Genomic DNA, 17,761 nt, shown 5'->3' with positions numbered 1-17,761 from the left:
GTGTAAGGTTGATAGCCTGTTTCTTTCGTTAAATGGGAAAAAGAAGGATTAATCGGAAAACTAGATTGAGTATCTGCCAAAGAATATAAAGTATTATTAAGGGTAAAAAAAGCGAAATCTCTGTAATCTACATCAGCCGCATCTTCATCAGTCAGAAAATTCCAAGAAAAGCTTAAAATATCGCCAGCATTAGCAGTAATAGTCTGTTTAATAGCCGAGCCTTCAGTAACAAATAGATTGCTTAATTGATTACTCGATAAGCTGAGAAATGATTCTAAATTACTAGCATTAGTTAAGGGTTGATTGTCGTCACAAGCACCGACAAAAACACAAGTTTGTAACACGGCTTGATAACTTCCGTTAGCTGGTGTAACCTGAAAACTTGAAGTTTCAACGCTCGTTTGTCCGGTGGTATTCCAGTCAGAAAAATTACCAGTTTCAAAACTTCCATTGACAATAGCGGCGGGGGAGGCTTCAGGATTAGAAGCCAGCAAACTAGCAACAGCAATTAAGGTTAAAGTTGGGAGTTTAAACATGAGTAATTTTCCTGATATATGGTTAATTGCGAGATGAGAGATTTTGCTTGCTGTTTACTTAAGCTTGAATTAAAATGTCATTCTCATTTAGCACTGGAATACCGTTGAAGTTGGCAAAAAGTGCGCCATTACCTAATCCTGTTGTGGCTCCATTTTGATTGTAGAACAGATTACCTGTTGCTAAATTGTAAACGATTTTAGCATTACTGGAACCAACTAGATTTAGTTCGTTGGCGGCATCGTTAATAGTGGCAAATTCGGCGGCTTGTAAGTTATTGCCAATGGTACTGACAAGAGCATTGAAGGAGGTTTTACTTAGGATAATTTTGTCACTTCCTTTGATAAAGTCACTGATACTATCAACTCCAAAGTCACTGCTATTAAAGATAGCACCACTGCCAAAGAGGAATGAGTCGCTGCCATCGCCGCCGGTGAGAATATCATTTCCTTTTCCACCAATCAGGGTGTCGTTACCGGCTCCACCGAGGAGAGTGTCGTTGCCATCTAATCCCTTGAGTAGGTTATTGCCACTGTTACCGGTGATGAGATTATCTAGGTTGTTACCTGTGCCGTTGGTGTTGTCATTGCCTGCTAAGGTGAGGTCTTCGATGTTGACGGTGAGAGTGTAATTTACAGAGGATTTGATGGTATCTTTGCCTTCTCCAGCACTTTCGATGACTACGTCACGGCTGCTATCGACAATGTAGGTGTCGTCACCGGGACCGCCTGCGAGTCGGTCATTTCCTGGTCCGCCGTCGAGAATATCGTTGCCTTCACCACCGTTGACGTTATCGTTACCTGCACCAGCATTGATGTGGTCGTCGCCGCTAGTACCGTTGATGGTTTCACTGCTGCTGCTACCGTTGATGGGGTTGAGTACGTTGAGGCTAAAGCTATCGTTGGCTTTTTCTCCGGCTGAATCGCTGGCGATGAGGGTGAGGTTATAGGTGCCGGAGGCGGTATCGGAGGGAGTGCCACTGAAGGTTCCCGTGGCGGCATCAAAGGTGATACCACTGGGGAGGACTGTTGCTATTGCTAGGGTGTAGGTGAGAGTATCTCCATCTACGTCGTTGAAGGTATTGCTAGGAATGGTAAAGCTGAAGGGTTGTCCTTCGGTGGCGGTTTGATTGGCTATTTTCTGCTGTAATGTGGGTGCATCATTGACAGATGCGACTGTTATTGTGAAGCTATCATCAACAGTTTTACCGTTGGATGTCCCACGAATCGTAATATTAGCTGTCCCAAATTTATTGTCTTGGTAGTCAAGAATTAATTGATTGTCAACGATGGTAGCGGTGACTAATCCCGGATTACTATTGACGAATACTGATTTAACAATCACATCTCCATCAACATCACTAAAGACATTGCTTAAGTTAATAACACTATTTTCGGCATCTTCGTCAACATTGACATCAGTAATCGGATTGAGGACAGTTGGTGGATTATCTACCGGGTTAACTGTAACTACTAAAGTATCATCAACAGTTTTACCGTTAGATGTTCCCCGAATCGTAATATTAGCTATCCCAGATTGATTGTCTTGGTAGTCGAGGGTTAACTGATTGTCAACGATGGTAGCGGTGACTAATCCCGGATTACTATTGACGAATACTGATTTAACAATCACATCTCCATCAACATCAGTAAAGACATTACTTAAGTTAATAACACTATTTTCGGCATCTTCGTCAACATTAACATCAGTAATCGGATTGAGGACAGTTGGTGGATTATCGACTGCACCGACATTGACAACGAAAGTATTGTCAACAGTTTTACCGTTGGATGTTCCCCGAATTGTCAGATTAGCTATCCCAGATTGATTGTCTTGATAGTCAAGAGTTAATTGATTGTCAAGGATGGTAGCAGTGACTAATCCTGTATTGTCATTGAGGAATACTGATTTAACAATTGAAGCGATGTCATTATCAATATCAGTGAAGACATTGCTTATATCAATGACGGTATTGACTGCATCTTCGTTAACATTAACATCTGTAATCGGATTGAGGACGTTTGGTGCGTCATCTACTGGGTTGACTGTTACTAGGAAAGTATCTTCAACAGTTTTACCGTTGGATGTTCCCCGAATCGTAATATTTGCCGTACCAGATTGATTGTCTTGATAGTCAAGAATTAATTGATTGTCAACGATGGTAGCGGTGACTAATCCCGTATTGTTATTGACGAATACTGATTTAACAATTAAAGCGATGTCATTATCAATATCGGTGAAGACGTTGGTTATATCGATGACGGTATTGGCTGCATCTTCGTCAACATTGACATCTGTAATCGGATTGAGGACGGTTGGTGCGTCATCTACTGGGTTAACTGTGATATTCACTGTCGCAGCATTATCTGCATAAACAGTCCCATCAAACCCGTTCCAACTAAAACTAACATTACCGTTAAAGTTGGTATTTGGTGTAAAAGTGAGATTATTTAAGTCGCTGACAGTAATTTCTTGACTGAGTGCAATTGCTGTATTGTTCAGTTGGAGAATACCGTTATTAGGTAAAGCAGTAATCTGGATTTTAACGAGAGTATTACCATCAGCGTCATTGAAAGCTGAAGTAAAGTCACTTTGGCTAAAGTTGAGTGCGTTATCTTCATCCCCACTCTTATTAATGTTATTGAGAGTTGGCGGTTGATTGCTGGGTAGTTGCTGATTTCCGAAGTTAATTCCCGTTAGTATCTGTCCCGCAGTCAGGGTGACATTGTGAACTAAACTGACGCTATTAGTGACTGTGTTAGAGCCATTATTATTGTTATTACCTGGGTTAACTACACCTGAGCCAGAATTACTGTCATTGAGGGTGAGTATGCTTTCTGCTAAAGCAAGTGCATTGATGCGAGGATAACTGATTCCTGTATTGGTAACGTTATCGTTTTCGTCATCCCCATCAATAATTAAGTTGCTAGTTGTGTCTAATAAGGTACGGAATTCAGTTAAGGTTAATTCCCGTCCTAAATAGGTTTGAGCAATCTGTTGACCAAGTGTAGCAATTCCAGTAATGTAAGGCACGGCTTGAGATGTGCCACCCATGGTAATTGTCCCACCAGTTGCATTGGCGCCACTGATTAAAATTCCTGGAGCAAATACATCTAAAAGTGGGTGACGTTGGGAGAAACTGGCGATTCGGTCTGCCGCAGTTGTATAGTCTTTAGCACCATTACTGAAGGTACGAGAACCGAAGTCATCGGCCCAAACTGCACCGACGGAGATTACATTCGGGTCTGCTGCTGGATAGGCTAATCCGGGGGTGCTGTTAAAGGTGTAGAAACTGTTACCGGCTGCGGCTGCTATGAGAATATTTTGTCCGGCAATGGCGGCTAATTCATCGCCAATTCCATAGCGTCCGGTGGCGGTTGTCCAGTTTTGATTATCTCCTAAAGAAAGGTTGACAGAGGTGACATTATATGTATTCGCATTTGTATTAACCCACTGTAGGGCCTCTTCTAAGTCAGCAAAGTACCCGGAACCGTTATCTTTAAAGACTTTGAGGATAATTAAGTTAGCATCGGGAGCAATTTGGGAGGCGATACTGGTAATGTGAGAACCGTGATTGTTTTTATCACTGGCATCAGTATCATTATCAGCAAAGTCGTATTGATAGATAATCTTGTCAGCAATACCATTATTATTAGCATCTGCACCGAATAGGGGATGATTTAAGTCGGCACCGGTGTCAATAATAACGATGCTTTGTCCCTGTCCTTTGATATTGGTAAAGCGGGAATCTGACCAGAAATCATCGAGGTTAATTAGATTGGTGGCGTTAGTATTTTGCGAGTTAGAAAGGGTGTTACTGGGATTTGAGATAGGCGGTGTGATTGGATTATTATTGGGAGATTCATCATCAAGAATGGTGACGGTTGCCTGACTTTGATTCCCCAGAGTTGCGCCACCGGTGGGGTTGGTAAGATTGATGGTAAAGTATTCGTTTCCTTCGACTTTGTTGTCATTCCGAATACGGATGGCGTTGGGATTATTTAAGGTGGCGTTTTGGACGGGAATGACTTTACTGATTTCGTTTTCGGCGAAGGTAATGGTAATGGGATTGTGGTTAAAATCGTTGTTAATTGAACTAGCAGCGCAACCACAACCTTTGGCGGTTCCATCGGTAAAGGTAAGGGTGGCTGTAACTGTTCCTGTGAGGTTTCCGCTACGGATAACGATAATTTCGCTGATGGCGGTTCCGTCTTCTGTGACTGTATAGTTGCTGGTGTTGAAGTTGAGTTCAGTTTGATTAGTTGTGGAGGGAGAAATTAGTTCGAGGGTGGGAATTGCGAGGGGAATATCCGCTGCTGTGGTGGTGATATTGAGGATGGGATAGGTTTGTTTCCAGCCAGTTTGTACGACTTGCGCGACGTTATAATTACCTGGACGCAGGTTGTTAAATGTATAGTCGCCGTTAGCATCGGTTTGAGTTGTGGTTTCTCCGGTATCTAGTTGGTTGTTATTGTTGGTGTCTAAGTAAACTGTCCATCCTGCTAGATTGGGTTCGTTGTTATTAACGGCATTGCCATCAATATCATTCCAAACTGTCCCTTTGATTTCTGCGTCGTTGTCTTGAATATTGACATTAACAGTAGGAAGGGTTAACCCGTTGTAATTGGTATCTGTACTGCTGATATTGTGGGTAATGGTAGCAGTATGATTTCCTTCTGTTAGGGTGTCATCTACTGCGGTTACGGTGACGTTTTGGGGAGTATTCCAGTTGGTTGTGGTGAAGGTAAGGGTAGTTGAATTGAGGGTGATTTGATTGTTACCAGTTAGGGTAATGGTGACATCGGCAGTGGGTTGGGTTTTGAGGACGAGAGAGTAAGTATCGGTGTTACCTCCTTCGGTGACGATGGTATTTCCTGCTGTTTGGGTTAAAGTGACTCCTGGGGTGGGAGGAGGAGTAATGGTAAAGGTGGTGGTTTTGGCTGCGTCGCCGTTATTTCCGGCGTTGTCTTGGATGGTGGTTGCGTCAACTTTTAGGCTATAGATACCAGTGGTATTGGTTAATTCGCTTAACCCGTTAATGCGGTAGTTTGTCCCTGAGATATATTCAACGGTGACTGTATTAGGTAGGGTGAGGGGGATACCATCACGGGTGAGGGTAACATCACTCTTATCGAAGGTATTGAGGTTAATTTGTTCGGAGAATTGAACGTCAATACTGTTGATGGGATTGGCGGTTGAGGTGGGAACGTTGAGAAATTGGGTAAGGACTGGTTGGCTTGTATCTACAAATAGACTTAGGGTTGTATTGGTGGTGTTTCCTGCGGTATCTTGTACCCGGATTTCTATGTCTCTTGCGCCGGGTGAGGGAAGTTGAACTTTACTACTAAATTGGCTTCCAGTTACGGTTGCTTGTTGTAAGAGTTGATTGGTGGTTTTGTCGTAGAAGAAGACTTTTAATCCGGTTTCTCCTAATTCCCCGCTAATGGTGGGATTGGTGGTATTAATTCGGGTTTGTCCTGATACAGTTAAAGGCTGTAATAGCGGGATGCTTGCAGTATTTATCCCTGAAGGGGTGAGGGGATTGGTAACTGTAATGTTAGTAGGAATTGCGGGTGCGATGGTATCCATTACCCAGCTTTCGGACTGGGTTCCATTTCCTGAATTACCAGATAAGTCTTGGATTCCACTACCGTTAACTGTCAGGTTATAGGTTCCATCGGTTGCGGTTAATCCACTTAGTCCATTAATGCGATAGGTGGTGTCGTTAATGGTGCTAATGGTGACGGTATTGTTAATTAAATTGCTGCCACTATTACGGGTGAGAGTAATATCTTGCCAAGTGAAGGTACTGAGGTCAATTTTTTCGGAGAAGGTGACGGTTAAAGAGGGAACTGGTTGATTACGCGGGTTGATTAATAGATTGGCAATATCTGTTACTACTGGTGGGGTGGTGTCGGCATTACCGCCAGCGGTTTTCTCCCAGGTTTCTGTTAGTGAACCGCTACCAAATTTACCACTGGTGTCTTGGATTCCTGTGGCGTTGATGGTGAGTATATAGTCTCCATCGTTGTTGGTTAGGGTGTTTAATCCGCTGATTTGATAACGGGTGGGGGAGAGGGAAACAATGGTGACGGTGGAGTTAATTAAGTTTGTGCCATTGTTTAGGGTTAAGCTTAAGTCATTGTAATCGAAACTGCTGGCTTGTATGGCTTCGGAAAAGTCAACGGTAATGGCGTTAACTGCTGTGGCGCGTGGGTCTGGACTGACATCAATAATATCAGTAATGGTGGGTCCACCAGGAGTATAAACAACCGTGTAGGTTTTCGTTCCTCCGGTGGCGTTATTGTCAAGAAAATGTAATATATTTTCATAAATTGGACGACCTGTCGCTGGGAAAGTTCGGTCGGTTGTCCAGAAGTTATCTAAGCCAATTTCTGTACCGTCAGACCGCAGGATTTTAACGATGTCGTATTGACTGTTACTGGGTTCATCTAAGCGGAAGTAAGTCCAGCCATTTTCGACGGTGGCGCTAATTTGAACGGTTAAATCATTGAGGGTTGGAGGTGCGTCAATGGTGGCGTTTTTAACGGCTTTGACGGGTGCGGTTCCACCACTGCTAAAGTAGATGATGTCGGGGGTGAATTGTGCGTCAAAGGTTTCGTTGACGAGGAAGTCGGGTAAGTTGTCGGGGTTGGAATGATTGACTTGGACTGTATGAATTAGTTCGTGGATTTTGACTTCTTTGATGAGGGAGAGTTCGGCTTTACCAAGGCTGTTGGTGTGTTCAAAGGTGGCTTTATAATCGATGAATTTCCCTTGTAAGCTGGATTTGAGTAACCAGTCAGCGACGGCGGTTTTTCCGGCTTTGATGTCGCCAAAGTTGACGGTTAGGGAGGGGGTAACGCCTTGTCCGTTGACTTCGGAACCGATGATTTGAAAGTCTATTAATAGGCCTTTTTCGTTTTCGACGATTTTCGGTTGTCCCGAGGTGATTCTCAGGTTTTTTGCGTCTCCTTTTCCTTCATTTCTGATGAGGACAGCGAGGGAGTAGGGGACGGATGGTTCTACAATGTCATCGGTGAAGGGGTCATCGGCGAAGACATCTCGTTGGTGGAAGTAGTCGAGGTAAAGTTCGGCTTGCGGGAAAACAGTAATAGGAGTAGAAAGTAGGGGGACGGTGATAGTTTTGCCGTTTTCGAGGTAGGAAAGGGTTCCACCAATGTTGTATTGAGTTGGGGTTTCTGGTGCGGCTAAATTGGTAGGAATAAAAGTCCATTGTGCGCTGCCAATTCCTTCTTTTTGGGGAGTGTCGGGGTTATCTCCAGTTAAGATTCCTGTCCCGTCAACGGCGGTGATATTGCTGAGGATGGGGTCGGTAATGCCAAATTTATCGTTAACAATGTTGCCGTTTTCGTCTTTGATTTGGAGGATAACGGAGAGGTTTTCGAGGTTGGTAGCGTTACCGTTTTCTATTTCTAAATTGCCAAGGAAGGCAGCGCGGGTCATTACTGCTTCTTGGTCGATTTTGATGGTGACTTGAGCGCAGACACTTGCTTGCTCTGAAGTAGACAATTGATTGTTGGTATTTTCTGGCTTGCCTACTGGCTTGTCTAATGTTATCAGAAATCTTTGATATTCTGGTCTTGATAGTATTTCATTAGCTTGAGATTGCAGTTGTTCAGTAATAGTTTTTTCAAGAGAGGATACATCAAAATCAAAGACGGGAATATTGTTAATTTCAAAAACATTACTTGGATTGACTGGATCAATTAAATATTTACGTGTTTCAACTTCTGGGGTGGCTGGATTATCAAAAGGACTAATAGTATAACCAAAAGCACTAGCATAAGCACTCAGATACAATCCACTCGACTCAAAAGAACTATAGAACCCTTCACTGGTAGAATAACCAAAAGTATAAGACAGGCCTCCGAAAAGTCCGCCTTCGGCGGCTACTATTTCAAATTCTGGAGCTTGACCATTAATAAATTCAGCTTTTGCATTAATATTACCGGTAATTCCGGCGTTAAAGTCTAAGCCTACTGTTCCACTTAAAGAAATCTTAAAATCCTCTCCGCACTCTTCGCCAATAAATCCATCAATCTCAATGTAAGGTTCAACAGTAATTCCAATGAAGCCTTCTCCTGATAGAGAGATACTGCTAAACATCGATCCTAATAATAGTTCTTCAGGTACAGATAATTCAAAATCTTGAGATAGATTTGGTCCGATAATAAGCCTTCCTGTTCCTTCAGCAGAAGCACCATAAGATATTCCTATAGGATCGCAGCAGGTTTTAACCTCCGCTTCGGCGGAAACCTCAAGATCCACTTCGGCTAATTTACCTGTTTGTACTGCTAAATAGGCGTTAACTGCTGTTTCTGCTGTCTCTACAAATGGTTCAAAGTAACTAGAAAAATCTTTTTCAAACAGGGTAATTTCAACACAACAGGGATTAATATCAAGAACAACTGGAGTTGGCGAATAAATAGAACCACCGCCAAAGCCGCCACCGCCAAAGCCGCCACCGCCAAAGCCGCCACCGCCAAAGCCGCCGATACCACCACCAGCACAGTTTCCTTCTACATTATTAAAGGCGATGGTTGTCGATTTTTGGACATCATTTCCTCCACAAGGATAAGACCAACCAAGAGAACCAGAAATTGAACAAGGAACTGATGGTGTAGCTAGAGTTGAAAGTTCTCCAGCACTATTTGGTAAAGTATCAAAATCGGCGATTCTTGTTATTCTTACAGGAATAGTTAGAGAACTTTTTGCGGCTAACCCATCAAAATTATTAATTAACGGCTCAATTTTATAAAAAGGATGTTCACCAAAATTTAACTTAATATCATTGGCTGCAATTAATCCGTGATTAGTCACAGTCATGTTAATTTGTGTGACTTGACCAACTGCTTGTAAATTTTCTAAATCGATTAAAGGCGGGTCAATTGTTACTACAGGAATTGGGACGTTGGTTTCAAACGTCGATTGAACCGTAATAATATATTTATCTTCAATTTCTGTCGGCGTTACTGTCCAAGTATATTTAACTGTTTGTCGTGACAAAAATGCCTGAACTTCTTCGGTTTTCCCTGCACCAATATAGATATTCTGCTCATAAGCATCATGATTATCCGCAGTAATCCGCAGTTTATAATACCCTTCTGCTAAATCAGTTTTAGACAATATCCCATCGGCATCTTTTTCTGAGGAAATAACGGTTCCTGTAAAGGGGTCTAATAGGGTAATTGTCGCATTTTCTAGCCTGGGTGAACCTTCTGCAAAGAAGAATAATTCATCCACTACATTGATATTAAGATTCCCTTTCGCTTCCGAAATCGCACGGAAATTAAAGGGTAAGCTTAAGGATGCTTCATCCCCAGAAATAACGACATTTCCGTTATAAACCGTTAACTCTTGGCTCGCTGACGGTTGTAATAATAAGGAAACTTTCGTTGATTGACCGGGATTCAAGGAAGGTAGCTTAACCGCAGAAGCTGACTTTAACCAAGGCGCATCAGGAAGCAGAATATTTAATTCTCCTGACGCAACCTCCCCTTGATTACTAACCGTAAACTCGACTATTGTTTGACCTCCCCGCAACATCGAAGCTTGTAAACTGCTAGTATCCGCAACTAAACGGGGTAACAGTCGGGCCACATCTACTCGTATTGGTAGATTCGCGGTAACGCCTTCAGTGGTACTTAATCCCAGACCAAAGTTGTAATAACTCCATTTATCATCGGGGACATTGATACTGTAATTGACTGTGATTTCTTCATTACCCCCTAAACTTGTTTTCTCTGGGGTGACATTAACTGTCCAATCACTTGGCGCACCATTGACAGTAGCAGTTAATCCCGATAATCCTAGATTACTCAGGTTTTGTAGTTTAACCGACCCATTAAAGGTGGTTCCTTCGGTAATCCGTTGGGAAACCTGCGTTAAGAATTGGTCATTTTGTTCAAACCGCATTCCTAAGAGAGTAAAACTATCTTCTGGGGTGCTATCTTCACTCGCAAACCCAGGAAAATAAGCATTGATATTATACGTCCCCGCTTCTCCAGATAAGGGAGTAAATTGACGGACAAAATTACCATTTCCATCGGTAAACGCATCAAACTCTCGGATATTTCCTTTGTTCTCTACCCGAACTTTGACAAATTCATAGGCTACAGGAGAATTATCACTATTACTTAATGCTTGTCCCCGGAGAGTGACGGGATTACCGGCGATGGCAGTTTCTGTGTCAGAATAAACCGTACCACGATAAGCTGGTGTTACTGTGACTGGGGTAATCGTTGTATTATTGCTTTCCCCAATTGTGACTCCTTCATTAACGGTATTTCCGTTATCTGTCACCCCAATTAGGTAATATTGTCCAGGATTACGGGGAGCAAAGTAAGTGACTGTGCGATTGTAGGATGTTCCAGGTAATAGATTGGCTGGATTTTCTGTACTTCCTAAGCCAAATTCTCCTAATAAGGTGTCATTCGTGTCTAATTTATTATCGGTTGATAAATAAACTCGGTCTTTCCAACTTCCTGTCGCGGCGATAATCCCGTTATTAGTAACTGTGTAGGTAAATTGAGACTGCTTAGTTGTATAAGTGGGGGAGATTCCTTGTAATTGAGTGAGGACTAAATCAGGAACATTGATATCCGTGATTTCTAAGCTATCACTGCCACTATTTAATCCTGTGGCTGAAGCGGTAATTGTTACTGTTTGACTACCATCGTTGATTCCGTCACTGATTCCGGTAATAGTGAAAGTGGCTGAAGTTTGTCCCGCAGCAATTGTTACTGTGTTGGGGACGGTTGCTTCGGTGGTATCGCTGGAATTGAGGGTAACAATTAAGTCGCTGCTGGTATCAGTATTACGGGTAATAGTTGCTGTTGCGGTTCCCGTTTCTGAGATAACATCTTTGTCAATAACTACTTTTAAACTGGGACTTTCGTTGTCGATGATGTTAATATTGGCTGTTGCATTTCCGGTTGGTAAGGCGGTATTGGTTGCTGTGTAGGTAGGTTTGGCGGTAATCGTGACAGATTTTGTTCCATCAAGAATTGTATTATCAATTGCTTGAATCTCAAAGGTAGCTGATGCTTGATTGGCGGGAATGATAACAGTAGCAGGGACGGTTGCTGCTGCGGTATTACTGCTGGATAGTTGTACCTGTAATGGTGTATCGGTAACGAGATTACGGGTGACTGTTGCTGTTGCTTTACCCCCATTTTCGTAGATCCCCCCTGACCCCCCTTGAGAAGGGAGGGAAATATCGAGGGTTAAGGTGACTGCATCATTATCAATAATTGCTAGGGTATCTGAACCACTAACAAATCCTTGTGCTGTAGCGATAATGGTGTAGTTTTTCGCTAGTTCTATTAAGGTATCATCAACTGCATTCAGGTTAAAGTTAACTGAATTTGACCCCGCGGGAATGGTTATTGTCGTCGGGACGGTTAGTTGGGTGTTGTCGCTGCTAACCAGGGTTACTGTTAGGGGGTCTGTGGTGTCGGTATTGCGGGTGACTGTTCCCTGAATGATGTTACCTTCGGTGACTTGTTCGCTACTAATATTAACGGTTAAGGTGGGTTTAAAGTCGTTGTCGATAATATTGACAATTGCGCTGTTTTGTGAGCCGATTGTTACGCCGTTGGTGGGATTAGACAGACTGAGATTGATGGTTTCTGTTGCTTCAAAGATACTGTCATCAATGATGGGGATGGTGACGGTTTTACTGGTTTCTCCGTTGGCGAAGTTAACCGTAATTGCGGTGTTATTGTAGTCAGATGGTGCAGTTGCTGTTCCATTTGTTAGGTTGATTCTGACACTAACTGCGCCATCACTTCCATTGCTACGAGTTAAAGTGACTGCGGTAACGGGGGTTCCATTCTCATTGACTGAGTAAGTCGCATTGCTAAATTGAATGACTCCTGGTACTGCGTCATTATCAATAATCGTCAGGGTGGCGGTTTGTTGGGTTCCTAAGGTGGCGCCACCTGTGGGATTGGAAAGGGTTAGGTTGACGGTTTCTGTCGGTTCATAAATGGTGTCATTATTGATAGGAATGGTGACAATTTTGCTGGTTTCTCCATTAGCAAAGGTGACGGTAATGGGTGTATTAGTGTAATCGTCTCCTGCGGTTGCACTTCCATTACTAGGAGTTAGAATAACGGTAACTTCCCCGTCACTTCCATTAGTCCGAGTTAGAGTAACTTGAGTAACAGGTGTACCGTTTTCATTGATGCTAAATTGAGAATTACTAAAGGTGATCGCACCAGGTTGAGGTGGATCTTCACTAATAATAGTTATAGTTGCACTATTTTGATTTCCTAATGTTGCACCACCTGTAAGATTAGTTAAGGCTAAATTGATTGTTTCATTCGCTTCAAATTTCGTGTCATTGACGATGGGAATAGCAACAGTTTTAGAGGTTTCTACATCAGCAAAGGTAATATTAAAACTGTTTTGATTGTAATCATTGGGATAAGTAGCTGTCCCATTTGTTAAACTAACTTTAGCAGTAACTTCTCCTGACGTTCGTCCGCTACGAGTTACGGTAACATCAATTGTTCCGTTTTCTTCATTAACTGTATAATTGGTTGCACTGAAGGATAAAAATGCAGGTGAGTCCGTACTATTTAAGGTGAATAATACACTATCAGGAACAATTTGTTTAGGGATTCCTGCATCGGTACTTGACCAAGAAAATTGATTGACATTATTAAAATTATTTTCTCCAAATACTATTAAAATTTGATGAAAACCTGCTTGTAAATAGGTTGTTCCGCTTATTTCTCTTGGAGGGTGAATACCCCCATTATTAATCAGTGCATTAGCTGCGCTTGGTGATTGAGTTGCACCATCTAAGAATAGATAACTCGCATCGTCACTATTCAGATAAAAAGTATAGTTTCCTGCTGTGGTAATATTAATAAATCCTTGCCAACGAACGCTAAAGGTTTCTAAATCCGATAGAATAGTATTACTTAAATTCCAAGAAGTAGCATTATCTAAGAAATTAACGGTTTTATCAGTTCGTTTTAAAACAGGTTGATTGTTAGCAAAGAAACTCAAATTATCATTAAAATAACCATCAAAATATTGAGCATCTAAACCAATATCATTGTCGGCAATAGTAAGGGTCGCAGTGGTTTGAGTGCCTAAATTTGCGCCACCTGTAGGGTTAGAAAGAACTAGATTGACAGTTTCATCCCCTTCTCTGATTAAGTCATTAATGATAGTAATATTAACTGTTTTTGTCTTTTCTCCTGATGCAAAATTAACCGTTATAGGACTACTATTTGTGTAATCATTGGGGGCTGTGGCTGTGCCATTAGATAGATTTAAAGTAACACTAACTGCGCCATCTGTTCCCCCGGTTCGAGTGATAGTAATGGGTGAGATCGCTGCTCCATCCTCATTAATGGAGTAAGTCGCATTGCTAAATTGAATGACTCCTGGTACTGCGTCATTATCAATAATTGTCAGGGTGGCGGTTTGCTGGGTTCCTAAGGTTGCGCCACCTGTTGGATTAGAGATGGTTAAGTTGACGGTTTCTGTTGGTTCATAAATGGTGTCATCAACAATAGGAATAGTAACAGTTTTACTGGTTTCGCCATTAGCAAAGGTGACAGTTATGGGGGTGTTGTTGTAGTCATTAGGGGCGATCGCACTTCCATTTGAGGGGGTTAAGGTAACGCTAACTTCTCCGAAGCTTCCTCCAGTTCGATTGATTGTTACCGCCGCAATAATGCTGCCATTTTCGTTAATACTATAACTGGGAGAACTAAAGGCAATTTTTCCAGCTGAAATAGGGTTATAAGTAGTGTTAAAATTCCAGCTTAAAATGTCATGATACCCACTAGCTGCACCCGTTCCAGAGGTAAATCCAATATAGGCGTTAGGAGTTTGTAAAACAGAAATAAGATCAACGCTATAGGAGAACAAGGGATTATCTGGACGCTGATTTGTTGAGGCGAGACGTACTTCTAATAAACTATCAACCCCATTATAATCGACCCACGCCGTCCAGATATTGCCATTATTCAATCGGGTCGGAATAGGCTGAAGTACCACAGAATCAATATTACCATTAATATTAATTCCTACATGATTGCCACTATCATCATCAATTGAACCATTGTTATAAGTATCAAATTCAATCCCTAGACTGGGATTAATTCCAGAGTAACCAATTCCCCCACCGCTACCACCAGTGTTATTAGCCACTGTTTGTACAACAAATACTAAACCATCGGCTCCTTGTCCGTCATTATCAGCAATTCCTTGAGGATTAGAAATTTGAAACTGGAAGGCAGTGCTAAAAGATGCGTTATTCTCTAAAGAGATACGATTAGTCAAGAATGCACTGCCGCTTTGCGACAAACCATCTGTAAGGCGTAAAACTGGGTTAGTATTATTAATATCTAGGGTTTGTTTGGCAACTCCATTAAGAGTAAAATCAGGAGAAATAATAAGTTTGCCAGTGCTTTGATTGCCTAATGTTGCTCCACCCGTAGGATTAGTTAAAGTTAAGTTGACAGTTTCATAAAACTCAAATTCATTATCGCTAACGATAGGAATAGTAACAGTTTTACTGGTCTCACCATTAGCGAAGTTAACGGTGATGGGTGTATTAGTATAGTCGTCTCCTGCGACTGCACTGCCATTACTAGGGGTTAGAATAACGCTAACTTCCCCGTCACTTCCATTCGTGCGAGTTAGGGTGATATTGGCTGTTCCGTTTTCGTTGACGGTGTAGTTGCTGTTATTGAGGTTAATGCTTCCCCGTTGCGGTAAGTCATCATTAAGAATGGTTAAAACTGCTGTAGTCTGGGTTCCTAATATTGCGCCACCTTGAGGATTAGAGAGGCTTAAGTTGAAGGTTTCGTCTGCTTCCAATTGGCTATCGTTAACGATGGGAATGGTAACGGTTTTACTGGTTTCCCCATTAGCAAAGTTGACGGTAATTGGGGTGTTATTGTAGTCAGATGGTGCCGTTGCTGTTCCATTTGTTAGGTTAACTGTTACACTAACTGCACCTGTAGTATTTCCTGTACGATTAATCGTCACAGCATTAACGACAGTACCATCTTCATTAACGCCAAATTGAGAATTACTAAAAGAGAGAACACCCGCATTAACATCATCATTAATAATAGTGCTAGTAACTGTATTGGTTGTTCCCCGATTATAATTAGCACTAGAAACCAGAGTTAAACTAACTGTTTCATCTTGTTCAAAGATAGTATCTGCTGTGGGGTCAATGGTTAAAGTTGCGGTATCCGAACCCGCAGCAAAAGTAATCGTTCCACTGGTTGCATTAAAACTAGCCGCACCATTTTGGGTATAGTCATTATTAAAGGTTGCATTTCCTCCCACATTAAAACTAACAGTGAGAGGATTAGCTGTATTTCCAGTTCGAGTGAAAGTGTAAACAAGATTAATTGTTCCATCCTCTGTTACACTCGCAGGAGAAACCGCAAGGGAAACCGTTGGTAAATCATTATCAACAATGGTTAACGTAGCTGTAGTTTGCGTCCCTAAGGTTGCGCCACCAGTAGGACTGCTGAGAGTTAAATTTAGGGTTTCATTCCCTTCAAAATCAGAATCATTGACTATAGGAAGAGTTACGGTTTTACTGGTTTCTCCGGGACCAAAAACCACAGGGACAGCTAGGGAATTATAGTCATCGGGAAAGACCGCCGTCCCATTACTTAATAAAACATTAACACTGACCGTTCCTTCGCTACCATTAGTCCTTTGCAGGGTAACGGCATTCACTAATGTACCATTTTCGTTGACACTAAACGCAGCGGCGGTAAAGGACAAGACCCCAGCTAGATCGTCTGCAACATTAGAGATAAAGATTGTGAGGTTGTTTTCGTAGGATAATCCTGTATTGTCAGTCGCTTTGACTCGGATTGTATGTTGGGTGTTGGTTTCGTAATCCAATAAGCTACCATCGGCGACCACCAGTTGATTATTAACGATCGCAAATCGTCCACCGGCATTATTAATCAGACTAAAAGTATGAGTATCGTTAGTATTGTTATCCGAGGCACTTAGCAGGCCAATAACAGTATTATTAGCGCTGTTTTCAGGAACAGTACTGTTATCTAAGGTGATATTCCACGGAGCGCTATTCACCACACTCAAGACAAAGCTATCGCTTGTGGAAGCACCACTCTGATCGGTTGCTATAACTTTTAGATCATATTGTCCCGCTTGGGCCGCACTAGGATTACCACTAAAAGTGCGCTCATTAAAGGTTAACCAACTGGGAAGAGGACTGCCATCGGCTAAGGTGGCAGAATAGGTTAAAGAATCGCCGACATCTGAGTCTTGGAAAGTATTAGCAGAAATAGCGAAATTGGAAGACCGATTACTAAAAATACTGGTATCGGTAATCGGATTAACAACGGTGGGAACATCGTTAATTGAGTTAATGGTTAAAGCTACGGTTGATGGGTTAAGTGCGTAATTGGTTCCATCCGAACCGTTCCAAGTAAAACCAGCGATTCCGTTGTAGTTGGTATTTGGGGTAAAGGTTAAATTGCCTAAATTTGCTACAGCAATTTCTTGTTCAACAGCAACTGGACTATTATTTAACTTAAGAAGTCCGTTACTCGGTAAGTTAATAATCTTGATTTTGGCTAGGGGGACACCACTACCACTGTTAAAGACACTGGCAAAGTCATTAGCTGTGAAGGGAATAACCTGATCCTCATCTCCGGTTTTCTCAACAACACCAATGGTAGTTATCTGGTCAACATTTACTGTCCAAAGCTCTACGCCATTAACCCCGTTATCAGCAGTGAAGTATAGTTTACCGTTGCTATAGGTTAAATTGCCGGGGTTAGAACTACTACTGCCGACATAAATATCCTTCAAAAAGACTGGATTGCCTGTCGTTGGATCAAGTTTCCAAAGTTCTCGACCATTAGCACTGTTAGAGGCAGTGAAATAGAGAACGCCATTAGCATTGAGCAAGTTTTGCGGAGAAGAACTGCCACTGCCGGATACAACCTGAATGACACTGGGGGTTCCCGTCGCTGGGTCAATTCTCCACAGTTCAGAACCACTCGTTGGGGTAGAAGCTTGGAAGTACAGTGTCCCGTTGACATTGGTTAAATTACTCGGCCATGAACTGCTACCTCCTGAATTAATGTCAATCAGAACTGGATTTCCAGTGGTGTTATCAATGCGATAAAGTTCTGTTCCGTTAGTGCCATTATTGGCCGTGAAATACAGTGTG

The 17,761-nt window shown here is 42.1% G+C and carries 2 protein-coding genes; both read right to left on the bottom strand.

Features of this window, described 5'->3' with window-relative positions; all coding sequences use genetic code 11:
- Window positions 1–536, bottom strand: a 536-nt coding sequence (locus tag IM515_RS00010) for a PEP-CTERM sorting domain-containing protein (protein WP_287630138.1), incomplete at its 3' end; no start/stop codon positions are given.
- Between the two features lie 58 nt (window positions 537–594).
- The gene (locus tag IM515_RS00005; RefSeq protein ID WP_287630137.1) at window positions 595–17,496 is read right to left on the bottom strand and encodes a Calx-beta domain-containing protein; all 16,902 of its coding nucleotides are present in this window, start codon (window positions 17,494–17,496) and stop codon (window positions 595–597) included.
- Window positions 17,497–17,761 lie beyond the last annotated feature (265 nt).

This window comes from Microcystis sp. M44BS1, from assembly GCF_020244875.1.
Lineage (GTDB): Bacteria > Cyanobacteriota > Cyanobacteriia > Cyanobacteriales > Microcystaceae > Microcystis > Microcystis panniformis.
The sequence above is the reverse complement of the archived record's forward strand: the minus strand, read 5'-3'. Positions and strand labels throughout refer to the sequence as shown.